Here is a 25,274-nt window from a genome sequence, read left to right as displayed (position 1 = left end):
TTATGCCGACCGCACTCTGGATCGCACACGTCCACGTCACGAACGAAGACGCCTACATGGAATATGCAAAACGCGCGACTGGCGCGATTGCAGACCACGGCGGCGTTTTCCTCGCGCGCGGCGGTAAATACGAACAGCTCGAAGGCAACGACCGTAAACGCAATGTCGTCGCCCGCTTCCCGAGCCTTCAGGCCGCTCACGATTGCTACTACTCGGACGCCTATCAGGAAGCGCTCAGCTTCGCCAAAGGCGCTAGCGAACGTGACCTCGTGATCGTCGAAGAAGCCGATTAACTAACGCTTCGTACCAATAGCAAAGGGCGCGACGGAAACACCGTCGCGCCCTTTTGCCTTTGTGCCCCCAATATCCCGGGGGAGCCTGCACCGCAGGCGGGGGCAGCGCCCCCATACTCATATCAAACAAAAACGGGCCCGAAGGCCCGTTTCCGTTTTTCTTTATGCCGAACGTGCTTGGCGCTTGCGCTCGTGCGGGTCGAGGTGGCGCTTGCGCAGACGGACCGCGTTCGGGGTCACTTCAACCAGTTCGTCATCGTCGATGTAGGCGATGGCCTGTTCCAGCGACATGACGGTCGGCGGGGTGAGGCGGACGGCTTCGTCGGTGCCCGAGGCGCGGACGTTGGTCAGCTTCTTACCCTTCAGCGGGTTTACTTCGAGGTCATTGTCACGGCTGTGCTCGCCGATGATCATGCCCTGATAGACCGGTTCCTGCGGGTTGATGAACATCTTGCCGCGATCTTCGAGGTTCCACAGCGCGTAGGCGACGGCGGTACCGTCTTCCATCGAGATCAGAACGCCCTGACGACGGCCAGCGATCGGGCCCTTGTGCGGGGTCCAGCCGTGGAAGATGCGGTTCATGATGCCCGAACCGCGTGTGTCTGTCAGGAATTCGCCGTGGTAGCCGATCAGGCCGCGCGACGGAACGTGAGCGACGATACGGGTCTTACCGTTGCCGCCGGGGTTCATCTCGACCAGATCACCCTTGCGCGGGCCGGTGAGCTTTTCGACAACCGAGCCGGTGTATTCTTCGTCGACGTCGATGGTGACTTCTTCGACCGGCTCCATACGCTGGCCGTCTTCCATCTGGAAGATCACCTGCGGACGCGAGATCGACAGCTCGAAGCCCTCACGGCGCATGTTCTCGATCAGAACGCCCATCTGGAGTTCGCCGCGGCCCGAAACGATGAACGCTTCACCGCCCGGAGTGTCTTCGACTTTGATCGCGACGTTGGTTTCGGCTTCTTTCATCAGGCGGTCACGGATGACGCGCGACTGGACTTTCTTGCCGTCACGGCCTGCGAGCGGGGAGTCGTTGATGCCGAAGAGGACCGAGATGGTCGGCGGATCGATCGGCTGTGCGGGCAGGGCGGTGTTGATCGACGGATCGCAGAGGGTGTCTGCAACGGTAGCGACCGACATACCTGCGACCGAAACGATGTCGCCTGCAACGGCTTCGTCGATCGGCTGCTGCGACAGACCGCGGAACGCCATGATCTTGGTGGCGCGGAACTGTTCGATCTTGGTGCCGTCACGCGACAGCGCCTTGAGCGTGTCGCCGGTTTTCAGGGTGCCGGTCTCGACGCGGCCGGTCAGCAGACGACCGATGAACGGGTCGGCGCCGAGCGTGGTGGCGATCATCGAGAAAGGCTCGTCCTTGTTCGCCTGCTGCTTCGGCGGCTGGACGTGCTTGACGACCAGCTTGAACAGGGCGTCGAGGTTTTCGCGCGGACCGTCGAGGGTCTCGTCACACCAGCCCGAACGGCCCGAAGCGTAGAGGTGCGGGAAGTCCAGCTGTTCGTCGTCAGCGCCGAGATTGGCGAAGAGGTCGAAACATTCGTCGAGCGCGCGATCCGGCTCTGCGTCCGGCTTGTCGACTTTGTTCAGAACGACGATCGGCTTGAGGCCGAGGGCCAGCGCTTTCGAGGTCACGAACTTGGTCTGCGGCATCGGGCCTTCGGCAGCGTCGACGAGGAGGACAACGCCGTCTACCATGCTCAGGATGCGTTCGACTTCACCGCCGAAGTCGGCGTGGCCGGGGGTGTCGACGATGTTGATGCGAGTGGTGCCCCACTCGACCGAAGTCGCCTTTGCCAGAATGGTGATCCCGCGTTCACGTTCGATATCGTTGCTATCCATGGCACGTTCTGCAACGGCCTGGTTTTCGCGGAAGGCACCCGATTGCTTGAGGAGTTCATCAACCAGCGTCGTTTTGCCGTGGTCAACGTGCGCGATAATCGCGATATTACGGATATCCATAGGTCAGCCTTTTTCGGAAGTTGGCTGGCCCATACCGTGCAAATGCAGCAAAGGCTAGTCCTAAAGGGCCTAACCGTGGCTGGCTGTGTCCGAAAACAGGTTAATCACGACAATTCCGGCGAGGATCAGGCCCAGCCCGATGATTGCCCCAAGGTCAAGTTTCTGCCCGAACCAGAGCCAACTGATGACCGCGACCAGCACGATACCCAGCCCCGACCAGATCGCATAGACGATGCCGGTTGGCATAAAACGCACGGCGTACGCCAGCAGGTAGAACGAGATAGCGTAGCCGATCACGACGATGGCGGTCGGGCCGATCTTGGTGAACTGGTCCGACGCCTTGAGCGCGGACGTCGCGATGGTTTCCGCGACGATGGCGAAGAGCAGGGCAATGATGTGGGTGGGCATGGCCGGACCTGTCACTCTGATTTGCGGCCAGCCTAGATTTCCGCACTGCAGCGGGCAAGCGGATACGCCTGCACAGACCGCTCTCAGGTGGCGATATAGCGGTCTTTGCGGTGGTTGATTGCAATGACGAGGTTCACGACGAGCGCACCGATGAAGCTGTAGAACACGGTCGGCACGTCGCGGATCGTCAGTGCGATGGCAAAGAGCGCGGCGTCGAACAGAAGCTGGGTCCAGCCCGCGCGGAAGCCCGTTTTCTCTTGCAGGTAAAGCGCGAGGATGCCGATACCGCCGAGGCTGCCGCCGTGGCGGAAGAGGGCGATGAGCGCGGAGCCGGTGACGAGGCCGAAGAGGATGGCGGCAGGGATTGGGGCCATGAACTCGAACGCGATCATCGACGGCATGAAGCTGACGAGGACCGACAGCAGCGCGACCGACAGGAACGTCTTCATCACGAAGGTCGGGCCGAGGCGCTTGTAGCCCAGCCAGTAGAACGGGATGTTCACGACGAAGAAGACCGCACCGAAGCTCCATCCTGTCACGTAGGAGATCAGCAGGGCAAGACCTGCCGTCTGGCCCGTCACGAACCCCATGAAGGTCAGGATCTGGAGGCCGAAGGACGCAAGGATGACTCCGAAGGCGATGCCTTGGGCGTCTTCGATCAGTGAATGCTTCTTGGGGTCGGTCATGATGCACCTCTTTAGGTCAGCACTTCGTACCCAAAAGCATGGGAAAGGAAAAGGGCGACCGCGAGGCCGCCCTTGATATTTTTTACCCGACGAGCGCTTTGTTGAGGTACTCGTCAACCTTTTCGAGAAAGCCCATCGTGGTGAGCCACTTCTGGTCGGGACCGACCAGCAGGGCGAGGTCTTTGGTCATCCAGCCGTCTTCGACGCACTGCACGGTGACTTTCTCCAGCGTTTCTGCAAAGCGCATCAACTGCGCGTTGCCGTCGAGCTTTGCGCGGTGCTTCAGACCGCCGGTCCATGCGTAGATCGACGCGACCGAGTTGGTTGAGGTTGCCTTGCCGGCCTGGTGGTTGCGGTAGTGGCGGGTAACGGTGCCGTGGGCGGCCTCGGCCTCCACGATCTTGCCATCGGGGGTCATCAGCTGCGACGCCATCAAGCCCAGCGAGCCGTAGCCCTGCGCCACGGTGTCCGACTGCACGTCGCCGTCGTAGTTCTTACACGCCCAGACGAAACCGCCCGACCATTTCAGTGCGCAAGCGACCATGTCGTCGATCAGGCGGTGTTCATACCAGATGCCTGCGGCCTTGAATTTCTCTTCGAACTCTTCCTCGTAGACCTTCTGGAACAGGTCCTTGAAGCGGCCGTCGTAGGCTTTGAGGATCGTGTTCTTGGTCGACAGGTACACCGGCCATTTCAGCGCGAGCCCGTAGTTCAGCGATGCGCGGGCAAAGTCGATGATGGAGTCGTCGAGGTTATACATGCCCATGTACACGCCGGCGGAGGGCGCGTTGTAGACTTCGCGCTCGATCTCGGTGCCGTCTTCGCCGACAAACTTCATGGTCAGCTTACCTGCCGACGGGAAGTGGAAGTCGGTCGCGCGGTACTGGTCGCCGAATGCGTGACGGCCCACAACGATCGGCTGCGTCCAACCCGGAACGAGGCGCGGGACGTTGCGGCAGATGATCGGCTGACGGAAAACAACACCGCCAAGGATGTTGCGGATCGTGCCGTTGGGCGAGCGCCACATCTTCTTGAGGCCGAATTCCTCGACACGCGCTTCATCAGGGGTGATCGTCGCGCATTTGACGCCGACACCGTATTCCTTGATCGCGTTGGCCGCATCGATGGTGATCTGGTCTTCGGTCTCGTCACGCACTTCGATGCCGAGGTCGTAGTACTTCAGATCGAGGTCGAGGTACGGGAGGATGAGCTTTTGTTTGATGAAATCCCAGATGATGCGGGTCATTTCATCGCCGTCGAGTTCGACGACCGGATTTTCCACCTTGATCTTGGTCATGAGGCGACTCCGTGTATGTGTGAGTATGAGGAGTATCTAGCGTGGCCCGAAGGCTTTGACCAGACTTTGTATGCCAATGTATACCGAGTTTAGCTGCCCGCGAAAAGCGGATAACTCTTGAGCATCCGGTCCAGCTCTTCCCACACCGCGGGCGCCCCGCGAGAGATCGGCTTTCCGACACGTTCGACCAGTTGGTCATAGCCCACATTATAGTCCACCCAGCTTCCGCCGCCATTGGCGAGGTTTGCCAGCGGGGTCGAGGTGCGGTCGATAGCCTTGCCATAATGGGCTTCGGGGCTCGTCGCTTCTTCGAATTCGTCCCATAGGGCGCGGAATACGGCGTTCTGCGGGTCGGGGAGGATGTTGAATAAACGGTCAGCGGCGGCCAGTTCGGCGGCCTCTTGCGCGGCGTGGTCGACATTGCCGTGGATCGGATTGTCGCCCGCGTCGATCTCAACGAGATCATGGAGCACCAGCATCCGCACGGCTTTTTCAACGTTGATCTCGCGGGTCGCATGCTCGGCGAGGATGTAGATGTGCAGTGCACTGTGCCAGCTATGCTCCGCGCTGTTCTCATGACGGCTGCCGTCGTGCAGGCGAGTGGCGCGGTAGACGCCCTTGAGCTGGCAGGCCTCGTTGACGAAGGCGAGTTGGCTCAGGAAGTCATCGGTCGCGGTGCTTTCCGCGCCGTCAAGCAGAGCAGCGGCATGTTCGTAAGCCTCGGCCCAGTGCTCGGCCAAGGGACGGGCGCGGCCACCGGACATGTTATTGCGCACGATCTCGATGTGGTCGGGGCGAGGGCTTGTGCCGCAGATCGTCTGGAACATCGGTTGCGCAATGTCGCAGCGGCGGGCGAAGGCAGCGGTCGGCGTCTCACCGGCTTCAAATTCGTCCCAGACGGCGCGGAGGTGCGTGCCTTGGTCTTCGGGCAGAATGCCGAACAGACGGTCGGCGGCCTTTTGTTCAGCGGCAGCGACGACGGCGGGATCGTGGCCCAGATGGATCGGATGGTCGCCTGCGTCGATCTCGACCAGATCATGCAGCATGAGCATCAGGATCGCGCGGTCGACGTCGACCTCGGGCGGTTGGTTCGCGCCGAACACCATCGCGTAGAGCATCAGGTGCCAGCTATGTTCGGCACTGTTTTCTTCGCGGCTGCAATCGAGGATCAGGTTGGCGCGGTCCACGCCTTTCAGTCGGTCTGCCTCGTTGAGAAAGGCAAACTGGCGGGCAATGCGGGATGCGGCGGCCATTACTGGTCGCCGCGCGCTTTTGCGATGCGTTGTTCGAGGTAGCGGCGTGCGCGGCGCTCTGAGTTGATCACGCGCACAGCCGTCATGAACGCTTCCTGCGTGGTCTGCGAGGACGCGCCCAGCACATTGGACACGTCCTGAACGAGGTTCGGGTCTTCCATTGCGTCGGCTGCGTTGATGGTATCAAGCGCAAGCTTTTCGGCGAGCTCGTTGGTGAGCGACATGGATTACCTCGTATTCTCCGTCAGGCGGCGACGGACGTAACCTTTGACGGAATCGCTCATGGTTTCGAGGTGTTCGTCGTCAAAGAAGTGGCCCGCACCCTCGACAACCTCGTGGGTGATGGTGATGCCCTTCTGGTCGTGCAGCTTGTTCACGAGGCTGACGGTATCTGCCGGCGGCGCGACGCGGTCGGCGCTGCCGTTGATGATCAGACCCGAAGACGGGCAGGGCGCGAGGAACGAGAAGTCATACATGTTCGCGGGCGGAGCGACCGAGATGAAGCCGGTGATTTCCGGACGGCGCATCAGAAGCTGCATGCCGATCCATGCGCCGAACGAGAAACCGGCGACCCAGCAGTGCTTCGAGCCGGTGTTCATCGACTGGAGATAGTCCAGCGCCGATGCCGCATCCGAAAGCTCGCCGATGCCCTGATCGTATTCACCCTGACTGCGACCGACGCCGCGGAAATTGAACCGCAGAACCGTGAAGCCCATGTTGTAGAACGTGTAGTGCAGCTTGTGGACCACGCGCTGGTTCATCGAGCCGCCGAACTGGGGGTGCGGGTGCAGAACGATGGCGATCGGAGCGTCACGATCTTTCTGCGGGTGGTAACGGCCTTCGAGCCGGCCTTCGGGGCCGGGGAAAATTACTTCGGGCATTCGGGTCCCTGTGCAGTTGGTGTCCGGATTTCTTGACGAAATTCATCGGGCATCTTAGAAGGATTCTAAATCCGGCCTACATGATGGGCCGGGGCTGGGTCTCGAAGTAATGACGTCAGCCGCATCCGTCAATATTGTAACGCTTTATCGGAGCCGTCTGAAAGCTATGAAACTGAGCACCAAAGGCCGTTATGCCGTTGTCGCGCTTGCCGATCTCGCTTTGCAGCCCGCCGGTTCGCTGGTGACGCTGGCGGAGATTTCCAAGCGTCAGAACATCTCTCTGCCGTACCTTGAGCAGCTTTTTGTGAAGCTTCGCCGCGAGGGCCTGGTGGATTCCGTTCGTGGTCCGGGCGGTGGTTACAAGCTGGCAAAGGTGCCGTCGGACATCCGCGTGGCCGATATTCTCGCTGCGGTAGACGAGACCGTAAGTGCAATGCACAAAGGCGTTGGCGCATCCGGCGCGAACTCCGGCACCCGCGCGCAATCGCTGACGAACCGCCTTTGGGAAGGTCTGTCGGCGCATGTCTATGTGTTCCTCCATCAGGCGCGTCTGTCCGATGTAGTAAGCAACGGCCTTGCGCCGTGTCCGGCTGTGCCGTCGCTGTTCGAAGTGGTCGACGAGTGACTTTTGACGCCGCATATGTGGGGGCTCTGCCCCCGTCCGCCGTTGGCGGCCTCCCCCGAGGTATTTTTTTCAAAGTGAAAAGGGCGGCGGCGTGAAGCGGGTCTATCTTGATCATAATGCGACGACGCCGCTGCGGGCCGAGGCGCGCGAGGCAATGGTTGCCGCGATGGATGTCGCGGGCAATCCAAGTTCGGTGCATTCCGAGGGCCGCGCTGCAAAGTCGCTGATGGAAAAAGCGCGCCGTCAGGTGTCGGAGGCTTTGGGGGCTGGGAACGCGGATATCGTGTTCGTCTCCGGCTCCACCGAAGCTGCTGCGCTGGCTTGCGCGGGGCGCGGTTTGCTGGGCTCGGAAATCGAGCACGAAGCTGTGCTGTCGTGGGTCGAGCCGTCGCTCGATGTGCACGGAGATGGCGCTGTGGCTGTGACCGATCCGGCCGGGTCGACGTTGCAGCTTGCCAATTCGGAGACGGGTATCATTCAGGACCTGCCGGAAGGGCTGGCGGTGTCGGACATCACGCAAGCCTTCGGGAAGATCCCGTTTTCCTATGCATGGGCCGGTGTCGGCATGGTGTTCGTATCGGCTCACAAGCTGGGCGGGCCGAAGGGTGTTGGCGCGCTGGTCATTCCGCAGGGCTATGATCTGTCTGCGCAGCTGAAAGGCGGTGGGCAGGAGATGGGACGCCGTGCGGGTACCGAGAATATCATCGGGATCGCAGGCTTTGCCGCCGCTGCCGAAGCTGCCCAGAAAGATCTGGCGGATGGCCGCTGGGACGAGATCGCAAGGCTGCGCGATTTGATGGAAGAGCGCATTGCTGATGGCGCGGGCGTACCTATCTTTGTGGGGAAGACCGCCAAGCGGTTGCCGAACACGTCCTGCTATGTGACACCCGGCTGGAAGGGCGAGACGCAGGTCATGAATATGGACCTGTCGGGGTTCGCCATCTCTGCCGGCTCGGCCTGTTCGAGCGGCAAGGTGAAGGCGAGCAAAGTGCTCCGCGCTATGGGATTTGACGAAGCGGATGCCGCGTGCGCGACGCGAGTTTCGCTGGGAATTGAAACGACTGAAGCCGATGTGTTGGCCTTCGCCGACGCTTGGGTTGATCGATATAAAAAGATGCGCGCAAAAGCCGCGTAAGAAAGGGAAAGGTCATGGCTGCACTGGACCGAACCGAAGTGAAGGAAGGGGTCGATCAGGAAACTGTCGATGCCGTTGCAAAGCTTTCGGGCAAATATAAATACGGTTGGGAAACCGATATCGAGATGGAGTACGCGCCTAAGGGTGTGAACCCCGATATCGTGCGTCTCATCTCGGACAAGAACGAAGAGCCGGAGTGGATGACCGAATGGCGTCTGTCGGCCTTCGAGCGTTGGGAAACCATGGAGGAGCCTACTTGGGCGATGGTCGATTATCCCAAGATCGATTTTCAAGACCAGTACTACTATGCGCGTCCCAAGAGCATGGTCGAAAAGCCCAAGTCGCTCGAAGAGGTCGACCCCAAGCTGCTCGCGACCTATGAAAAGCTCGGTATTCCGCTCAAGGAGCAGATGATCCTCGCAGGCGTCGAAGGTGCCGAGGACTACAAGGAAGGCGACCGCAAGGTTGCTGTGGACGCGGTGTTCGACTCCGTTTCCGTCGGTACGACCTTCCAGAAGGAACTTCAGAAGGCGGGCGTAATCTTCTGCTCGATCTCCGAAGCGATCCGCGAGCATCCCGAACTGGTCAAGAAGTACCTCGGCTCCGTCGTTCCGGCGACCGACAACTACTATGCCACGCTGAACTCGGCTGTGTTCTCGGACGGCTCGTTCGTCTACGTGCCGCCGGGCGTTCGCTGCCCGATGGAACTGTCGACTTATTTCCGTATCAACGCGGAAAACACCGGCCAGTTCGAACGTACGCTGATCATTGCGGATAAGGGCTCGTATGTGTCCTACCTCGAAGGCTGTACCGCGCCGCAGCGCGATACCGCGCAGCTTCACGCGGCTGTGGTCGAGATCATCGTCGAGGAAGACGCTGAAGTAAAATACTCGACCGTCCAGAACTGGTATCCGGGCGACGAGAACGGCAAGGGCGGCATCTACAACTTCGTCACCAAGCGCGCGGACTGCCGCGGCGACCGTGCGAAAGTGATGTGGACTCAGGTTGAAACCGGCTCGGCTGTTACCTGGAAATACCCGTCGTGCATTCTGCGCGGTGATGACAGCCAGGGCGAGTTCTACTCGATCGCGATTGCCAACAACATGCAGCAGGCCGACACCGGCACGAAGATGGTGCACCTTGGCAAGAACACCAAGTCGCGCATTGTCTCCAAGGGTATCTCTGCCGGTAAGGCGCAGAACACCTACCGTGGTCTGGTGTCGATGCACCCGAAGGCAAAGAATAGCCGCAACTACACCCAGTGCGACAGCTTGCTCATCGGCTCGGAATGCGGTGCCCACACGGTTCCGTATATCGAGGTGAAGAACAACTCCTCGCGCGTTGAACACGAAGCGACCACCTCGAAGGTGGACGACGACCAGCTCTTCTACTGCCGCCAGCGCGGCATGGACGAAGAAGAGGCCGTGGCTCTCGTGGTGAACGGGTTCTGTAAGGAAGTGCTTCAGGCGCTGCCGATGGAATTCGCGATGGAAGCACAGCAGCTGGTTGCCATCTCGCTCGAAGGATCGGTCGGATGATCGTCACCACCACCAACAGCATCGAAGGTCGCCGCGTGACGGGATACCACGGTATCGTCACCGGCGAGGCCATCATGGGCGCAAACGTCGTGCGGGACATCTTCGCCTCGATCACCGACGTGATCGGCGGGCGCTCGGGCGCTTACGAGGCGAAGCTCGCAGATGCGCGTGAAACGGCCCTGCGCGAGATGGAAGTCCGCGCGGCCGAGAGCGGTGCTGACGCGGTGATTGGTGTCGATCTCGACTACGAAGTTATCGGACAGATGCTCATGGTTTCGGCCTCGGGCACCGCTGTCTCGCTGGATTAATCGCGCGTCTCGCGCTTGGAATGAACGGCCTCGGGCCGATGTGCCGCACCGGCGGCTAGGAGAATTAAATGCTGGAAATCAAGAACCTGCACGTCAAACTTGAAGAAGAGGACAAGCAGATCCTCAAGGGCGTCGACCTCAAGATCGGCGCTGGCGAAGTTCACGCCATCATGGGCCCGAACGGTTCGGGCAAGTCGACCATGTCCTACGTTCTGTCGGGCCGCGACGGCTACGAAGTCACCGACGGCGCAGCGACCCTCGACGGCGTTGATCTGCTGGAAATGGAGCCCGAAGAGCGCGCTGCGGCGGGCCTGTTCCTCGCGTTCCAGTACCCCGTCGAAATTCCGGGCGTTGGGAACATGACCTTCCTGCGCACCGCTGTGAACGCACAGCGCAAGGCACGCGGCGAAGAGGAATACAGCGCTGGCGATTTCCTCAAGATCGTCCGCGAAAAGGCCAAGACCCTCAAGATCGACGCCGACATGCTCAAGCGTCCCGTGAACGTCGGCTTCTCGGGCGGTGAGAAGAAGCGGAACGAGATCCTCCAGATGGCAATGCTGGAGCCGAAGATGTGCATCCTTGACGAGACCGACTCCGGCCTCGACGTTGACGCGATGAAACTGGTGTCCGACGGCGTGAACGCACTGCGCGACGAAGGTCGCTCGTTCCTCGTCATCACGCACTACCAGCGTCTTCTGGACCACATCAAACCGGACGTCGTGCACATCATGGCAAACGGCCGCATCATCAAGTCGGGCGGTCCGGAGCTGGCTCTCGAAGTTGAAAACAACGGCTATGCAGACCTTCTGGCGGAGGTGCAGTAATGGCGCTGCCGAAGCTCAAAGCTGACGCGACCGAGGCCCGTCTGGCCGCTCTCACGCTGCCGGAAGGTGCTGCTTGGGCGACCGAACTGCGTCAGGATGCGCTGAACCGGCTGACCGCGATGGGGCTGCCGATCAAGCGCGACGAATACTGGCGCTACACCAACCCCGCGTCGCTGGTCGCTCCCGAGGCGCCCACCGCTGCCGTGTTCGACAACGGCGACGAAGCGCCGCTGTTTGCGGGTGCGGACGCGCTGAAGATCGTGTTTGTCGACGGTGTGTTCGATGCCGCGCAGTCCTCTGATCTGTCGCAGGACGGTCTGGAAATCGCGCGCCTCGCCGACGCGATGTCCGCCGACATCCACTGGGTCAAAGACCTCTACGGCAAGCTCGAAACTGCGGGCCAGACTCCGGTCGAGCGTCCGTTCGCCGTGCTGAACACCGCGTTCGCGACCGATGGCATCGTCATCCGCGCGACCGGCAACGTCAGCCGTCCGGTCCACATCCAGTACCTGCACGAAAACGAAACCTCTGACGCGATCCTCCACCACGTTGTGAAGGTCGAAGAGGGCGCTTCGGTCACCCTGCTGGAAAACGGCCCCGCTGCGGCCCGTTTCAACAAGGTCACCGAGGTCGACGTGGCCGACACCGGCGCGTTCCACCACATCCGTGCGCAGGGCCGTGACCACGAGCGCCGTGCTGTGACGGGTCTGTTCGCCCGCCTCGGCTCTGAATCCGCGTTCAAGTCGTTCACCATGACCGTCAACGGCGTGCTCACCCGCAACGAGACCGTTATTGAGCTGACCGGCGACGATGCGATTGCGCATGTGGCTGGTGCCTGCCTCGGTGATGGGCGTGATTTCCACCACGACGACACCGTCTTCATCACCCACGACGCCGAGCGCTGCGAAAGCCGTCAGGTGTTCAAGAAGGTGCTGCGCAACGGTGCGACCGGCGTGTTCCAAGGCAAGATCCTCGTGAAGGAAGGCGCCCAGAAGACCGACGGTTATCAGATCTCGCAGGGTCTGCTGCTCGATGATGACAGCAACTTCCTCGCCAAGCCCGAGCTGGAAATCTACGCCGACGACGTGGCATGTTCGCACGGCTCGACCGTTGGCGCGATTGACGAGACCGCTCTTTACTACCTGCGCTCGCGCGGTGTGAGCAAAACGGAAGCGACCGACCTGCTGACGCTGTCGTTCCTCGCCGAAGCGGTCGCCGAGATCGAGAACGAAGACCTCGCTGCCGAACTGACCGAGCGTCTGGCTGCTTGGCTGGAGCGTCGCCGCGCATGAGCGTGAGCCGTGACATGATCCGCACGTGGCGCGCGCCGCGTGCGGTGATGCGCAAACTGCTCGCAATGGGAAAACGCGAAGATCGTGCACTGGCCTTCCTGATGGGCGGCTGTTTCATCGTCTTCATTTCCCAATGGCCCGCGCTTGCCCGTCAGGCCCACATCACCGGCGAAGAAATGAGCCAGCTTGTGGCCTATAGCCTGCTCGGCTGGATCTTTATCTGGCCGCTGCTGTTCTACGGCCTTGCGGCTGTTGCCCATCTCATTGCCAAGGTTCTTGGCGGTAAGGGCACGTTTTTTACGGCGCGGCTCGCGATGTTCTGGACATTGCTCGCCACGTCGCCCGCCGGACTGTTCTACGGGCTGCTGCTCGGTCTGAACGGCGCCGTTCCGGGAACCCACTTTATCGGTGGCCTCTGGCTCGCGGCATTTGCCGTAATCCTGCTGCTGACTTTGACGGAGGCCGAAAAGGGGGCCTGAGATGTTTGACGTAAATGCAATCCGCGCCGATTTCCCGATCCTCAAGCGAGAGGTGAACGGCAAGCCGCTTGTCTACCTCGACAACGGCGCGTCTGCGCAAAAGCCGCAGGTAGTGATCGACGCGATCACCCGTGGCTACGCCGAGGAATATTCCAACGTCCACCGCGGCCTGCATTTCCTGTCGAACCTCGCGACCGAGAAATACGAGAGCACCCGCGACATCGTCCGCAAGTTCATCAACGCGCCGAGCGAGGACGAGATCGTCTTCACCTCCGGCACCACCGAGGGGATCAACCTGATTTCCTACGCGTGGGCCGCGCCGCGCTTTGAAGCCGGCGACGAGATCCTGCTGTCGGTCCTCGAACACCACGCCAACATCGTGCCGTGGCACTTCCTCCGCGAACGTCAGGGCGTGGTGCTGAAATGGGTCGAGCCGGATGCGAATGGCAACCTCGATCCGCAGGCCGTTCTGGACGCGATCGGCCCGAAGACCAAGCTGATCGCGGTCACGCACTGTTCGAACGTGCTGGGCACGATCGTGGATGTGAAAACCATCTGCGCCGGTGCTCGCGCAAAGGGCGTTCCGGTCCTCGTCGATGGCTCGCAAAGCTCGGTCCACATGCCCGTCGACGTGCAGGACATCGGTTGCGATTTCTTCGCGATCACGGGCCATAAACTCTACGGCCCGTCGGGCTCCGGCGCGATGTTCATCGCCAAAGAGCGGATGGCCGAGATGCGCCCCTTCATGGGCGGCGGCGATATGATCCGCGAAGTCGGCCGTGACGAGGTGTCCTACAACGACGCCCCGATGAAGTTCGAGGCCGGCACCCCCGGGATCGTACAGACCATCGGCATGGGCGTGGCGCTCGATTACCTGATGAACATAGGGATGGAGAACGTTGCCCGTCACGAGCACGATCTGCGCACCTACGCGGACGAAAAACTTCGTGGTCTCAACTGGTTGAACCTCCAAGGTAATCCGGACGACAAGGCCGCGATCTTCTCGTTCACCATCGACGGCGCGGGCCATCCGCATGACATCTCGACCGTGCTGGACAAAAAAGGCGTCGCCGTCCGTGCCGGTAGCCACTGCGCCATGCCGCTGATGGATCACCTCGGCATCAACGCGTCCTGCCGCGCATCCTTCGGCATGTACAACACCCGCGAAGAGGTCGACAAACTCGTCGACGCGCTTGAGCTCTGCCACGAACTCTTCGCCTGATTTTGCCATTGCGGGCCTATAGCTGCGAAGCTATAGGTTCCCGTAGGCCACTTGGAAAAAAGCACCCATAGCTCAGCTGGATAGAGCGTCGCCCTCCGAAGGCGAAGGCCACAGGTTCGAATCCTGTTGGGTGCGCCATTTCCCCTCAAATCTCACCAGTCGCTGACACGTTTTGCGATACACGCACACGCTACGGTGCGTGTCGGACACCTCGGGTCTAATTTGATCGCCTTGTCCTATACCCTTGCGCGATAAAGAGGGCGGTATCCGTGCCGTTTCTGCCTGGGCGGAACCATGGAACGTGCTCATGAAATTGTCTCAAGCTCTTGTTACCAAACTGCCCATCCGTCGGCTTGCGGCGCTGGTCATCGGACCTTTGTTTGCGTGGATCGCGTGGGTCAGTTTTCATGATCTGTCGAACCATTACCGCGATTATGTGAACGCGCAGGATGCGGCGCGGCGGCTTGTGGTGCTGGAGGCGGCGCGGGAGGTCGTGAACAAGGCGGAAATCGAATACATCGCGGGTTTCGCCTACGTGGTGACACGGTTGCCTGAAGCGGGCGCTATTCTGGCTGCGCAGCAGTCCGGCACGGATACCGCCGTGGCCGAGGCCGAGTTGCTGGAATTCGGACCGGAGTACGAGGAGCTTGGTGTGCTGGACGAGTTCGGCAATATAGTCGAGTTTGCCCGCACGATCCCCGCCATTCGCGAGCAGGCGCGGCGTGAGGACTTCCAAGCGCTTGAAGTCGAAGCGGACTTTTCTGCTTTCTTCGATGAATACCGCAAGCTGCAATCGCGCTTGTTTGTCGGTCCGAGCGGTGACCTCCACGCTGAATTCGAGCGTGTGCGCGAGGTCTCGCAGGCCATCCGCGAGTACAAGAACCTGATTATTCAGGAGATCAACATCCTCGCCAGTGTGGACCGAACCGAGGTGAACGCGAGCGCCTTGATCCGCTATGGCACCTATATCAAGAGCATAATCGCGCCGCTGGAGGACGATGTTCTCTATGCCGATATCGTCGCTGAATTCCTTGAGGTCGACACCGCATTCAGCGAGGCGTTTCGACGCGGCACTGTTGATGGTGGAGAGGTCGATACGGGCAGCGTGGTGCAGGTGCTGTCGCTTGGGCTCGAACAGCTGGGACGGCTCATCAGCATTCAGGATATCGCTCTTGGAGAGTTGGCGAGCAGTGCGGAGGCACTGTCCAGCGCGCGGCTGCGAACGATTTATGTTCAGTTCGGCATGGTGTTTGTCGGCTTCGCCGTGTTCGCTGTGCTGGTCGGATTGATCGTCAATGGGTTCCTGTCGGTTTTCGCCATAACCGCACGGGCTGCGAAAGAGGGCGTGCACGACGGAACATTCCGCTACCCCGCGCGCGGCAAGAACGAGATTTCCATCATGATCGACGCGCTGGAGGAAGCGCAGGCCGAGGTTGCTGCGCAAAAGGCGAAAACGCAGCGCATTCTGGAGCAGCGCAGCCGTGAGCTGTCCGATACGAACGAGCTTTATGAGCGGACGCAGACGCGCTCGGTCCACATCTCCGACCAGATGGTGAAGTTGACAGAACAGACCAACACGATCCTCGAGACCGTCAAAAAGGTACAGAACTCGCTTCATGCCGCAGCCGAGGACTCCGCGCATATCCGCGATACGACCAGCAAAGGCGGCAATGTCGTTGATGCGGCAAACGTGCGGATGAAGGAAATTGCGGCCTCGACGCTTGATATGGGCCGGTTTGTGAAGGACATCGAAGAGATCGCGTTTCAAACGCACCTCGTTGCCATTAACGCGCGGATCGAAGCGGCGCGGGCAGGGAGCGCGGGCAAGGGCTTTACGGTTGTTGCGGGCGAGGTCCAGCAGCTTGCGGCGCGCGCCACCAAAGCTGCGGGCGAGATTGACGAGCTGATCCAGCTGGCGCTCGGACAGGTGGAAAACAGCGTGAAGGTGGTCGAGGATAGCGCCCACGCACTGCGGTCGTCGTCCGACGATGCACAAAAGATCGCGCAGCGGATCAGCGAGTTGAACGACCTTTGCGCCGTCGAGATGCGGAACATGAACCAGCTCTTCACTGCGATCCACGACGTCGAAAGCGCGGCGGGTCAGATTGCCGACGAGACGGCGGCGAACATCGCGGCGCAGTAACGCTATTCGGGGATGTCGAACCCGTCGGGGGCGAGGACGAAGCCCTCGAATTGGAACGCGGGCGAGACGGTGCAGCCGACCAGCGTCCAGTCGCCGGTGCTTTCGGCGGCTTGCCATTCATGCGGCGCGACGATGAGCTGCGGCGCTTCACCGGCCATGACGTCGGGGCCAAGGCGGCGCGTGATCGCGGGGCCTTCGTCCGTCGTAGAGGTTCGCAGCAGCAGCGGCGCGCCAGCGTAGTAGTGCCAGATCTCTGCCGCATCGACCTTGTGCCAATGGCTGCGCTCGCCCGCGGCCAGTAGGAAAAAGATGCAGGTGCCAGCGGGGCGTCCGTCCCCGTCAGCGATCCATGTCTGACGATAGTGCCCGCCTTCGGGATGGGGCTTGAGGTCGAGTTTGCGGATGATGTCGGATGCTGAGGTCATGCCCGCATCCTGATGGGGCGGGGCCGCTTCGGCAAGTCTTTCGAGGCGGTTCACCATACCGATGAGACCCGCGCCAGCCCTGTGCCACGGTACATTTCCAAGCCCCGTTCGCCCAGACTGGAGCCCAAAAGACACCGGAGCTTGCAATGACAGTCATCAATTATGTGGACACCGACGCCAACCAGTTCGCCAGCATTTCGGACGTGATCGATGGTGATCTGTTCACGCCATATCTGCTGTCGGACCTGACGATCGGGGGTATCTCGGCGCAGGACTGGGTGGTCGTGACCTATGATGATAGCGACTGGGGCATCGCCTTTGGCGGCTACAACTTCGTCACCGACAGCAACGGCGTCATGCAAATGGGCACCATCACCGCGCTGGTCGAGGGCCCGATGGACGGAAATACGTTGAACGCTGTCGGCAGTTTCTCGGACTTTACGATTGATACCGCGCTTCTGGTGCAGGCTTTGAACAGTCCCGAATACACCGACGAATATGACATCCTCATGGGGCTGTTCGAGAGCGATGATCAGATCACGCTGAAATTCGACGGCGTGTATATGAACGGCTACAAGGGCAACGATACCATCAGGACGGGCCGCTATGACGACAGCCTCATGGGCGGGGTTGGCAATGACAAGATATTTGCCAGTGCCGGCGACGATGTGCTCGACGGCGGCTTTGGCAACGACAAGCTCGACGGCGGGAAGGGGGCTGACCACCTCTTCGGCAGCAAGGGCAAGGACACCATTAAGCTCGGCAATGACCAGGATCGGGACACCGTCCACTATGGCAACGCCAATGAAAGCACTGGCAACAAATTCGACCGCGTCAAACAATTCGACAACGGCGAGGACGTCTTTGATTTTCGCGGCATGGATGGAGACACCGACACTAATGACTTCGATGCGCTGGTGTTCTCGGACGTGGCGGCAGCCAATGCGCTCTGGGTCGACAATTCAGGCAAGCACGCGTGGGTCTATGCGGATGTCGACGGGGACGCCTCGGCCGATCTGAAGATCAAGGTTTTCAAGCAGGACATTGTCGAGGGCGACTTCCTGTTCGACTACAACTGAAGAGTGCACAAGACTGCAGCGCGCCGTTTCAGTTGTGCCGCACGCCCTACGAAGAGGCCGTTTTGGCATACGTTTGATAGCCTCCGCTGCCCCTTTGACCCTGCGCATCTCCGGCGCCCGTCTGGCAAAGTTGACCTAACGGAAAAATACGGAGCTACCCGATGGTCAAAGTGGTCTACACCGGCGTTGAATTTCCCGCCGACTTCTCGCTCGAAGCGTTTGGCGATGCCGACGAATTCCTGACATTCCTCGATTACAACTTCGATCTGGGCGGCGATAACGTCAGCGATGCTTTCGCCGCGGCCTTCTACGATTACGACTGGGCAGTCGCGTTCGGCGGCGAAAATTTCGTCATCGACAGTTCGAACATCCCGCAGTCGGGCACGATTACTGCGTTGATCGAAGCGGACATCTCGGGTGATGAACCGGCTATCATGGGCTACATCTACGGCCTCGATATCGACATTGCCGAGCTGATCGGCGCGATGCTCTCGCCCTCCACTGATGACGACGAAGCGATCCTTGAAAGCGTGTTTGCAGGCAACGACAACGTCCGCCTGATGTACGGCGATAACCTGTTCTATGGCGCAGGCGGCAACGACAAGATTACCAGCGGCAACGGCGATGACTTCCTGATCGGCGGCAAGGGCAACGACAAGATCAAGTCCGGCAATGGCGACGACGTGCTTTGGGGCGACGGCGGCAAGGACAAGCTGGACGGCGGGAAGGGCGCTGACGTATTCTATTCCGGCGGCGGCAAGGACCTGATGGTCGCTGGCAGGGATCAGGATGAAGACGTCTTCGTGTTCTGGGAAACCAGCGACAGCGCCAACAATAAGAAGGCTGACAAGATCAAGCAGTTCGACAGCGGCACGGACAAGCTCGACTTCACCTGGATGGACGGTGACAGCACCACCGACGATTTCGAAACGCTGTTGATCTCGGAAACCGGCGCGGCGGCGAACTCGGTCTGGTGGAGCAATCAGGGCAAGCACGCCACTGTCTATGTCGATGTGGACGGTGATGCCGTATCCGACATGCAGCTCATCGTGTTGAAGACCGATCTGGACGTCGACGACTTCGGCGCAGGGTCATCGGACTGGCTTCTGGCCTAAACGGCCGCAAAACAAAAAAGCCCCGCAATCGCGGGGCTTTTCGTTTTCCGGGGAGACCCGAAATTACTTCTTCAGGATCGAGGTACCTGCGTATTCGGCAGTGGTGCCGAGCAGTTCTTCGATGCGGATCAGCTGGTTGTACTTGGCCAGACGGTCCGAACGCGACAGCGAGCCGGTCTTGATCTGACCGCAGTTGGTGGCAACTGCGAGGTCAGCGATGGTCGCGTCTTCGGTTTCGCCCGAGCGGTGCGACATCACGTTGGTGTAGCGCGCACGGTGAGCCATATCGACGGCCTTCAGGGTCTCGGTCAGCGAGCCGATCTGGTTCACTTTGACGAGCATCGAGTTGGCAACGCCCTTTTCGATACCGTCAGCCAGACGGGCAGGGTTGGTTACGAAGAGGTCGTCACCAACGAGCTGGACCTTCTCGCCGATCTTGTCGGTGAGCAGCTTCCAGCCGTCCCAGTCGTCTTCTGCCATGCCGTCTTCGATCGAGATGATCGGGTAGTCGTTGCACAGCTCTGCGAGGTAGTCGGCGTTCTCTTCCGAGGTCAGCGACTTGCCTTCGCCCTTCATTTCGTACTTGCCGTCGACGTAGTATTCGGTCGATGCGCAGTCGAGAGCGAGGAAGATATCTTCGCCGGCTTTGTAGCCTGCTTTGTCGATCGCGGTCAGGATGAAGTCGAGCGCCTTGCGGGTCGATTCCAGTGCCGGAGCGAAGCCGCCTTCGTCACCGATGCCGGTGTTGTAGCCAGCAGCCGACAGCTCTTTCTTCAGGGTGTGGAAGACTTCCGAACCCATGCGGATCGCTTCTTTCACGTTCGTTGCCGAAACCGGCATGATCATGAATTCCTGAATGTCGATCGGGTTGTCGGCGTGTTCGCCGCCGTTGATGATGTTCATCATCGGAACCGGCAGAACGCGGGCCGAGGTGCCGCCGATGTAGCGGTAGAGCGGCTGGCCGGTAAACTCGGCAGCGGCTTTGGCAACGGCGAGCGAGACGCCGAGGATCGCGTTGGCGCCCAGGCGGCCCTTGTTCGCGGTGCCATCGAGTTCGATCATCGCGTTGTCGATTTCGACCTGCTCCAGCGCGTCGTAACCGACGAGAGCTTCTGCGATTTCGCCGTTCACGGCAGCAACAGCTTCCAGAACGCCTTTGCCGAGGTAGCGCGACTTGTCGCCGTCACGCTTTTCGACGGCTTCGTGTGCGCCGGTCGAAGCGCCCGACGGAACGGCGGCGCGGCCCATGGTGCCGTCTTCGAGCGTGACGTCGACTTCGACGGTGGGGTTACCGCGGCTGTCGAGGATTTCTCGTGCGTGGATGTCGATGATGATGCTCATGAGACGTATCCTTGTCGGTCAATAAAATAAAGTTTCGCGAGTGCTATACCCGTACACTTGACGATAGGGAAGCGCGGCGCGCCCGGGACTCGCGATAGAACGTGTAGATCCCGGACATGACAATAATCGCACAGCCCACCAGCATGTGGAGTTCCAGCGTCTCGGCAAATACTACAGCACCCACTGTTAGCGCAAACAGAATCCGCGTGTATCGGAAAGGAGCCACCACAGCGAGCTCTCCGATCCGGCTTGCGAGGATCAGAAGATAGTACGCAACGACCCCGATCGAGATGCAGAGCAGGAGGTACAGGTAGTCGATTCCGGTTGGCACAACGGGCGTTTCGCCCTGTAGAACCATCATCGTCGCGCCGAGCGGAATGATCGTCACAAAGCCGTAGGCCGCCAGTTGCAGGGAATGGATCTGACCGCGGAGCGGGCGGGTGATGACATCGCGCGACCCGAGGCCGAGTACAGCGACCAGCGCCAAAAGCGCCAGTGGATCAACGCCCGAGGGCTGCGGGTTAATGACGATGATCACACCAATGAAGCCCACAAAAATAGCGGTCCAGCGGCGCCAGCCGACCTGCTGGCCAAGGAACAGCGCACCGCCCATGGTCACGACCAGCGGCAGGGCCTGCATGATGGCAGAAGTCGTCGAAATCTCGCCCAGCGTGAAGGCAGTTACGAAAGCGCCGGTGCCGACGAACTCGGCGATGTTTCGCAGCACCACACCGCGCTCGAAAAACACGGTGCTGAATAGCGGGACGTTCTGGCGGCGCAGCGCGATCCAGTAAAGCAGCACGCCGCCAACGCCGAGGATCATCATGACCTCGCCAGCGGGGAGGTGCGCGGAGAGCAGCTTGATAAACATGTCTTCGATAGCGAAGCCAAGCATCGCCAAGACCATGAGAATGGAACCGCGAACGTTGTCCATAAATCGACCTTTTGGAAAATATCTGGCCCAGCCTTAGCGGGTTCGCGCGTGCGGCAAAAGGTCTGCCATGGTTTTGCTGACTGCATAGGCGCACAAACCGCCCGCAGAACGCAAAACGCCGCCCCCGAAGGAGCGGCGTTTCAATTGGTTGTCACGTGGGTTAGCCCAGAGTGACGAGCGCGTGGCGCTTCTTGCCTGCCGACAGTTTCAGCGGCTCGCCCAGATCAGCGGCCGAGAACATGCGGCCCGCATCGGTGCAGGTCTCATCGTTGACCTTCAGACCGCCGTCACCGATCAGGCGCTTGCCCTCCTTGCCGGTCTTGGCGAGGCCCGAACGGACCACGAGCTGCGCGAGCGAGATGCCCTCCGCGACTTCGGCTGCCGGAATGGTCAGGGTCGGCAGGTCGTCACCGACGCCGCCCTTTTCGAACACTTCGCGCGCGGTGGCTTCGGCAGCTTTCGCAGCGTCCGCACCGTGGAGCAGGGCGGTCACTTCGTTGGCGAGGATGATCTTCGCCTCGTTGATCTCCGATCCGCCCAGCGCGCCCAGACGCTCGCACTCTTCTACGGGAAGTTCCGTGTAGAGCTTGAGGAAGCGGCCGGTGTCCGCATCGGTAGTGTTGCGCCAGAACTGCCAGAACTCGTAGGCGGACAGCAGGTCTTCGTTCAGCCAGATCGCGCCGTTCTGCGACTTGCCCATCTTCTTGCCGTCCGAGGTGGTCAGCAGTGGGGTGGTCAGGCCGAAGATCTGGTGATCCAGAACGCGGCGGGTCAGGTCGATACCGTTTACAATATTGCCCCACTGGTCCGAGCCGCCGAACTGCACCAGACAGCCGTAGCGGCGGTTCAGTTCGAGGAAGTCGTAGGCCTGAAGGATCATGTAGTTGAATTCGAGGAACGACAGCGACTGTTCGCGGTCGAGGCGCGATTTCACCGACTCGAACGACAGCATCCGGTTGACCGAGAAGTGGCGACCGATGTCGCGCAGGAACTCGAGGTAGTTCAGACCGTCGAGCCATTCCGCGTTGTTGAGCATCAGCGCGCCGTTCGGCGTCGTGTCGTCGTAGTCGATGTAGGCCGAGAAGACCTTTTTGATGCCGGCGATGTTCTCGTTGATCTTCTCGTCGGTCAGCAGCGGGCGTTCGTCCGCACGGAACGACGGGTCGCCCACCTTGGTGGTGCCGCCGCCCATGAGGGTGATCGGCTTGTGACCGGTCTTTTGAAGCCAACGCAGAGTCATGATCTGGATGAGCGAGCCGACGTGCAGCGAACTCGCTGTCGCGTCGAAGCCGATATAGCCCGGAACCACCCCTTTGCTCAGTTCCTCGTCGAGGCCCTGATAATCCGTGCAGTCCGCGAGGAAGCCGCGTTGCATCATGACATTCATGAAGTCGGATTTGGGATGGTACGTCATCATTTCGTCCTTGGTTTGAGTACGGGGCACTCTATAAGCGTGGTAATGGACAAGGGAAAGCCAATGTTGAAGGCAGGGGCAGTCAAAGCGCTTGGCGCTATGTCCGGAACGTCACTCGACGGCGTCGATGCCGCGGTGATCGAGACGGACGGACTGGAGATTATATCGTTCGGAGAGGCCGCATTCCGGCCCTACACCAAAGAAGAAACAGACATCCTGCGCGCCGCTTTGGGCAAGTGGCAGGGTGATGCGCTTGTCGCCGCTGCCGAAGTGGTCGAGACGGCGCATGGCGAGATCCTCGAAGGGTTTGCGGACGTCGATCTGATCGGCTTTCACGGGCAGACCGTCGCGCACGACCCGCGCGGACGCGGGACGTTGCAAATCGGTGATGGCGGGCTGTTAGCTGCGGCGCTGGAAAAGCCGGTTGTCTGGGACTTCCGTAGTGCGGACGTGAAACTCGGCGGCGAGGGTGCGCCTCTTGCGCCATTCTATCATTTCGCACTGGCCAAGTTCATCCGCGCGACCGAGCCGGTCGCGTTCCTGAACCTCGGCGGCGTTGGCAACATTACGTGGGTCGATCCGGACTATGACAAGCCGGAGGAGGAGGGCGCCTTGCTGTCCTTCGACACCGGTCCCGCGAATGCGCCGGTCAACGACCTTATGACCGCGCGGCTTGGGCTGTCCCATGACGAGGACGGCGCGCTAGCGGCGCAAGGCAATGTCGACGACGATATTGTCGCGAACTTCCTTGAGCACCGCTACTTCTACCGAATGCCGCCCAAATCGCTAGACCGCGACCAGTTCAAAGGGCTTAGCGATGCCGTGGCGGACCTCAGCGATGCTGACGCTGCTGCAACCCTCACGGCTTGCGCGGTGATGGCGGTAGTGCAGGGCCTGCAATATTGCCCGACCGAGCCGACAAAGATGCTCGTCTGCGGCGGCGGGCGGAAAAATGCCACGCTGATGAAGATGCTCCAAGCGGCCATGGATTGCGAGGTTCTGCCGGTCGAGGACGTGGGCCTCGATGGGGACATGCTGGAGGCGCAGGCCTTTGCATACTTGGCTGTTCGCGTGGCGCGGGGGCTGCCGACATCCTGCCCGTCGACCACCGGCGTGAAGGCAGCCGTAGGTGGTGGAACAGTGAGCTACCCACCCAAGGGTTGATGCAATTTTGCCACACCACGCATTATCGATGGAACAGCCGGAACTGATCGCCGCGCTGCCGCATTTCCCTTTCCGAACACGGGTTCACACCCAGAAAGGAAATACAATGTTCATCAAAAATATTCTGCTCGCTTCCACTGCTGTCGCTACCCTCGCTGGTCCGGCTCTGGCTGGCGGCATGGCTGCTCCTGCTCCGGTCGAAGACGTGGTAGTGGTCGAGCCCGCACCGGTCATGGGTATGGACTGGACTGGTGGTTACGCTGGTCTGTCGCTCGGCTACGCTGACGTAGAAGACGCCGACGAAGCTGACGGCGCATCCTACGGTGCATTCGCCGGTTACCAGTACGACATGGGTTCGTGGGTCGTCGGTGGTGAAGTCTCCTATGACGGTTACGACATCGAAGAAGCCGGCACCTCGGTCGACAGCGAAATGGCTGCCAAAGTCCGCGTTGGCTACGATGCAGGCCAGTGGCTGCCCTACGCAACCGCAGGTGTCTCGCAGCTGACCGTCACCGACAACGGCACCGAGTTTGAAGATGACGGCTACGTCTACGGTATCGGTACCGACTACGCTTGGAACGACAGCTGGACCGTTGGTGCAGAAGTCCTCAAGCACGAGTATGAAGACTTTGCAGGTTCGGGCGACGACATCGACATGACGTCGGTTGCTGTTCGCGCCAGCTTCAACTTCTAATCCGGTCCTCTGACTGGATGGCAGGCCGCGCTTTTGCGCGGCCTGTTGCGTTTTGAGAGGCCGTTTGCCACGCTGCGCGCAACCAGAGGGGGGGCGATTATGCAGGCATACGTGGCGCTACTGCGCGGCATCAACGTCGGCGGCAAAAACAAGGTGCCGATGGCAGATCTGAAGGCGCTTGCGGGGACTTTGGGCTGGGAAAACGCCAAGACATACATCGCGTCCGGCAACATGACCTTTGCGGCGGAGGCGGGCGACTTTGCCACGACCCTGCAAGCGGCGATGAACGAAGAGTTTGGCCTCGACATCCCGACACTCGTCTACGACCACCCGACCTTCGACGCTCTGGCGAATAGCTGTCCGTTCGAACCCGAAGAGTGCAAACACGTCCACGGGTTCTTCTGCTTTTCCAAGCCGACCATCGACCATGACGCGCTCGCCCAGTTCAAATCAGAAAGCGAAACGCTCACCGCCGAAGGGGACGTCGTCTGGCTCCATGCCCCCGACGGTATCGGTCGCTCCAAACTGGCCGAAAAGATGCACAGGGTCATCACGGGCACCGACACCACGGCCCGTAACCTCAACACCATTCGCAAGCTGCAAGAAATGCTGGACCAGACAGCAGACGGGTGCTAACCCTTTGCACATGAAGAGCAACGCAATCATCATTTGCTGCATTATTACCTGCTGACAAAGTCACGCGGGCCGCTCTTTCACGTTTCCACCGAACAGGATAGTTGCTAA

26 protein-coding genes and 1 tRNA gene are annotated in these 25,274 nt (G+C 60.4%); 16 read left to right on the top strand and 11 right to left on the bottom strand.

Annotated features, from left to right (window positions below; translation table 11 throughout):
• Positions 1 to 2 precede the first annotated feature (2 nt).
• Positions 3 to 293 (top strand): DUF1330 domain-containing protein, encoded by a 291-nt coding sequence (locus IF204_RS06425; protein WP_194095548.1) that lies wholly within the window; start codon positions 3 to 5, stop codon positions 291 to 293.
• Positions 294 to 455: 162 nt separating this feature from the next.
• Here the strand turns inward: IF204_RS06425 and typA are convergent, their stop codons facing one another.
• The 7 genes from typA to IF204_RS06390 all read right to left on the bottom strand — a co-directional run bounded on the left by typA (position 456) and on the right by IF204_RS06390 (position 6,798).
• A complete protein-coding gene (typA, locus tag IF204_RS06420) occupies positions 456 to 2,273 on the bottom strand; it encodes a translational GTPase TypA (RefSeq protein ID WP_194095546.1) in 1,818 nt (605 codons plus the stop codon).
• Between the two features lie 69 nt (positions 2,274 to 2,342).
• Positions 2,343 to 2,681, bottom strand: coding sequence for a DMT family transporter (locus tag IF204_RS06415; protein ID WP_194095544.1), 339 nt, complete (start codon positions 2,679 to 2,681; stop codon positions 2,343 to 2,345).
• Positions 2,682 to 2,764: 83 nt separating this feature from the next.
• Positions 2,765 to 3,367 (bottom strand): YitT family protein, encoded by a 603-nt coding sequence (locus IF204_RS06410; protein WP_194095542.1) that lies wholly within the window; start codon positions 3,365 to 3,367, stop codon positions 2,765 to 2,767.
• Positions 3,368 to 3,449: 82 nt separating this feature from the next.
• Positions 3,450 to 4,664 (bottom strand): NADP-dependent isocitrate dehydrogenase, encoded by a 1,215-nt coding sequence (locus tag IF204_RS06405; protein WP_167638216.1) that lies wholly within the window; start codon positions 4,662 to 4,664, stop codon positions 3,450 to 3,452.
• 89 nt (positions 4,665 to 4,753) lie between these two features.
• Positions 4,754 to 5,917, bottom strand: a complete 1,164-nt coding sequence (locus tag IF204_RS06400) for an HD domain-containing protein (RefSeq protein ID WP_194095540.1) — start codon at positions 5,915 to 5,917, stop codon at positions 4,754 to 4,756.
• The gene (locus tag IF204_RS06395; RefSeq protein ID WP_167638218.1) at positions 5,917 to 6,141 is read right to left on the bottom strand and encodes a hypothetical protein; all 225 of its coding nucleotides are present in this window, start codon (positions 6,139 to 6,141) and stop codon (positions 5,917 to 5,919) included. Before IF204_RS06395 ends, IF204_RS06400 begins: the two co-directional genes overlap by 1 nt.
• 3 nt (positions 6,142 to 6,144) lie before the next feature.
• Entirely contained in the window at positions 6,145 to 6,798 is a 654-nt protein-coding gene (locus IF204_RS06390) for an alpha/beta hydrolase (RefSeq protein WP_167638219.1), read from the bottom strand.
• Between the two features lie 166 nt (positions 6,799 to 6,964).
• On the opposite strand from IF204_RS06390, the gene iscR reads away from it, so the two are divergent.
• From iscR to IF204_RS06340, 10 genes are all read left to right on the top strand, one after another.
• A complete protein-coding gene (gene iscR / locus IF204_RS06385) occupies positions 6,965 to 7,423 on the top strand; it encodes a Fe-S cluster assembly transcriptional regulator IscR (RefSeq protein ID WP_167638220.1) in 459 nt (152 codons plus the stop codon).
• Positions 7,424 to 7,514: 91 nt separating this feature from the next.
• Positions 7,515 to 8,558, top strand: a complete 1,044-nt coding sequence (locus IF204_RS06380; RefSeq protein ID WP_194095538.1) for a cysteine desulfurase family protein — start codon at positions 7,515 to 7,517, stop codon at positions 8,556 to 8,558.
• Positions 8,559 to 8,572: 14 nt separating this feature from the next.
• Entirely contained in the window at positions 8,573 to 10,096 is a 1,524-nt protein-coding gene (sufB, locus tag IF204_RS06375) for a Fe-S cluster assembly protein SufB (RefSeq protein ID WP_194095536.1), read from the top strand.
• A complete protein-coding gene (locus IF204_RS06370) occupies positions 10,093 to 10,404 on the top strand; it encodes a YbjQ family protein (RefSeq protein WP_194095534.1) in 312 nt (103 codons plus the stop codon). Before sufB ends, IF204_RS06370 begins: the two co-directional genes overlap by 4 nt.
• A 68-nt stretch (positions 10,405 to 10,472) precedes the next feature.
• The gene (sufC, locus tag IF204_RS06365) at positions 10,473 to 11,228 is read left to right on the top strand and encodes a Fe-S cluster assembly ATPase SufC (RefSeq protein ID WP_194095532.1); all 756 of its coding nucleotides are present in this window, start codon (positions 10,473 to 10,475) and stop codon (positions 11,226 to 11,228) included.
• Positions 11,228 to 12,520, top strand: a complete 1,293-nt coding sequence (locus IF204_RS06360; protein WP_194095530.1) for a SufB/SufD family protein — start codon at positions 11,228 to 11,230, stop codon at positions 12,518 to 12,520. Before sufC ends, IF204_RS06360 begins: the two co-directional genes overlap by 1 nt.
• Positions 12,517 to 12,999: a YIP1 family protein gene (locus IF204_RS06355; RefSeq protein ID WP_194095528.1), complete on the top strand. Its 483-nt coding sequence runs from the start codon at positions 12,517 to 12,519 to the stop codon at positions 12,997 to 12,999. Before IF204_RS06360 ends, IF204_RS06355 begins: the two co-directional genes overlap by 4 nt.
• A 1-nt stretch (position 13,000) precedes the next feature.
• Positions 13,001 to 14,221 (top strand): cysteine desulfurase, encoded by a 1,221-nt coding sequence (locus IF204_RS06350; protein ID WP_194095527.1) that lies wholly within the window; start codon positions 13,001 to 13,003, stop codon positions 14,219 to 14,221.
• 61 nt (positions 14,222 to 14,282) lie between these two features.
• Positions 14,283 to 14,359, top strand: a tRNA-Arg gene (locus IF204_RS06345).
• Positions 14,360 to 14,528: 169 nt separating this feature from the next.
• Positions 14,529 to 16,364: a methyl-accepting chemotaxis protein gene (locus tag IF204_RS06340; protein WP_194095525.1), complete on the top strand. Its 1,836-nt coding sequence runs from the start codon at positions 14,529 to 14,531 to the stop codon at positions 16,362 to 16,364.
• 2 nt (positions 16,365 to 16,366) lie between these two features.
• On the opposite strand, the gene IF204_RS06335 is transcribed toward IF204_RS06340, so the two are convergent.
• A complete protein-coding gene (locus IF204_RS06335; protein WP_194095523.1) occupies positions 16,367 to 16,789 on the bottom strand; it encodes a cupin domain-containing protein in 423 nt (140 codons plus the stop codon).
• 146 nt (positions 16,790 to 16,935) lie between these two features.
• Here IF204_RS06335 and IF204_RS06330 point away from each other — a divergent pair, with 146 nt between their 5' ends.
• Both IF204_RS06330 and IF204_RS06325 read left to right on the top strand, forming a co-directional pair.
• A complete protein-coding gene (locus tag IF204_RS06330; protein WP_194095522.1) occupies positions 16,936 to 17,868 on the top strand; it encodes a calcium-binding protein in 933 nt (310 codons plus the stop codon).
• Between the two features lie 161 nt (positions 17,869 to 18,029).
• Entirely contained in the window at positions 18,030 to 18,983 is a 954-nt protein-coding gene (locus IF204_RS06325; RefSeq protein ID WP_194095521.1) for a calcium-binding protein, read from the top strand.
• 63 nt (positions 18,984 to 19,046) lie between these two features.
• On the opposite strand, the gene eno is transcribed toward IF204_RS06325, so the two are convergent.
• The 3 genes from eno to tyrS form a co-directional block, all read right to left on the bottom strand.
• Complete coding sequence (gene eno / locus IF204_RS06320; protein WP_194095520.1) at positions 19,047 to 20,324, bottom strand: phosphopyruvate hydratase; 1,278 nt, start codon at positions 20,322 to 20,324, stop codon at positions 19,047 to 19,049.
• A 43-nt stretch (positions 20,325 to 20,367) separates the two neighbouring features.
• Positions 20,368 to 21,258 carry a DMT family transporter gene (locus IF204_RS06315; protein ID WP_194095519.1) on the bottom strand — a complete coding sequence of 297 codons (891 nt, stop codon included), beginning with the start codon at positions 21,256 to 21,258 and terminating at the stop codon, positions 20,368 to 20,370.
• Between the two features lie 160 nt (positions 21,259 to 21,418).
• Positions 21,419 to 22,672: a tyrosine--tRNA ligase gene (gene tyrS / locus IF204_RS06310; RefSeq protein WP_194095518.1), complete on the bottom strand. Its 1,254-nt coding sequence runs from the start codon at positions 22,670 to 22,672 to the stop codon at positions 21,419 to 21,421.
• Between the two features lie 63 nt (positions 22,673 to 22,735).
• Between tyrS and IF204_RS06305 the strand changes: the two genes are divergently transcribed.
• From IF204_RS06305 to IF204_RS06295, 3 genes are all read left to right on the top strand, one after another.
• Positions 22,736 to 23,836 carry an anhydro-N-acetylmuramic acid kinase gene (locus tag IF204_RS06305; RefSeq protein ID WP_194095517.1) on the top strand — a complete coding sequence of 367 codons (1,101 nt, stop codon included), beginning with the start codon at positions 22,736 to 22,738 and terminating at the stop codon, positions 23,834 to 23,836.
• Between the two features lie 106 nt (positions 23,837 to 23,942).
• Entirely contained in the window at positions 23,943 to 24,530 is a 588-nt protein-coding gene (locus IF204_RS06300) for an outer membrane protein (RefSeq protein WP_194095516.1), read from the top strand.
• Positions 24,531 to 24,629: 99 nt separating this feature from the next.
• Positions 24,630 to 25,166, top strand: a complete 537-nt coding sequence (locus IF204_RS06295; RefSeq protein WP_194095515.1) for a DUF1697 domain-containing protein — start codon at positions 24,630 to 24,632, stop codon at positions 25,164 to 25,166.
• Positions 25,167 to 25,274 lie beyond the last annotated feature (108 nt).

The sequence above is a fragment of the Marivivens aquimaris genome (assembly GCF_015220045.1).
Classification (GTDB): domain Bacteria; phylum Pseudomonadota; class Alphaproteobacteria; order Rhodobacterales; family Rhodobacteraceae; genus Marivivens; species Marivivens aquimaris.
This window is presented reverse-complemented; position numbering and strand designations above follow the sequence as displayed.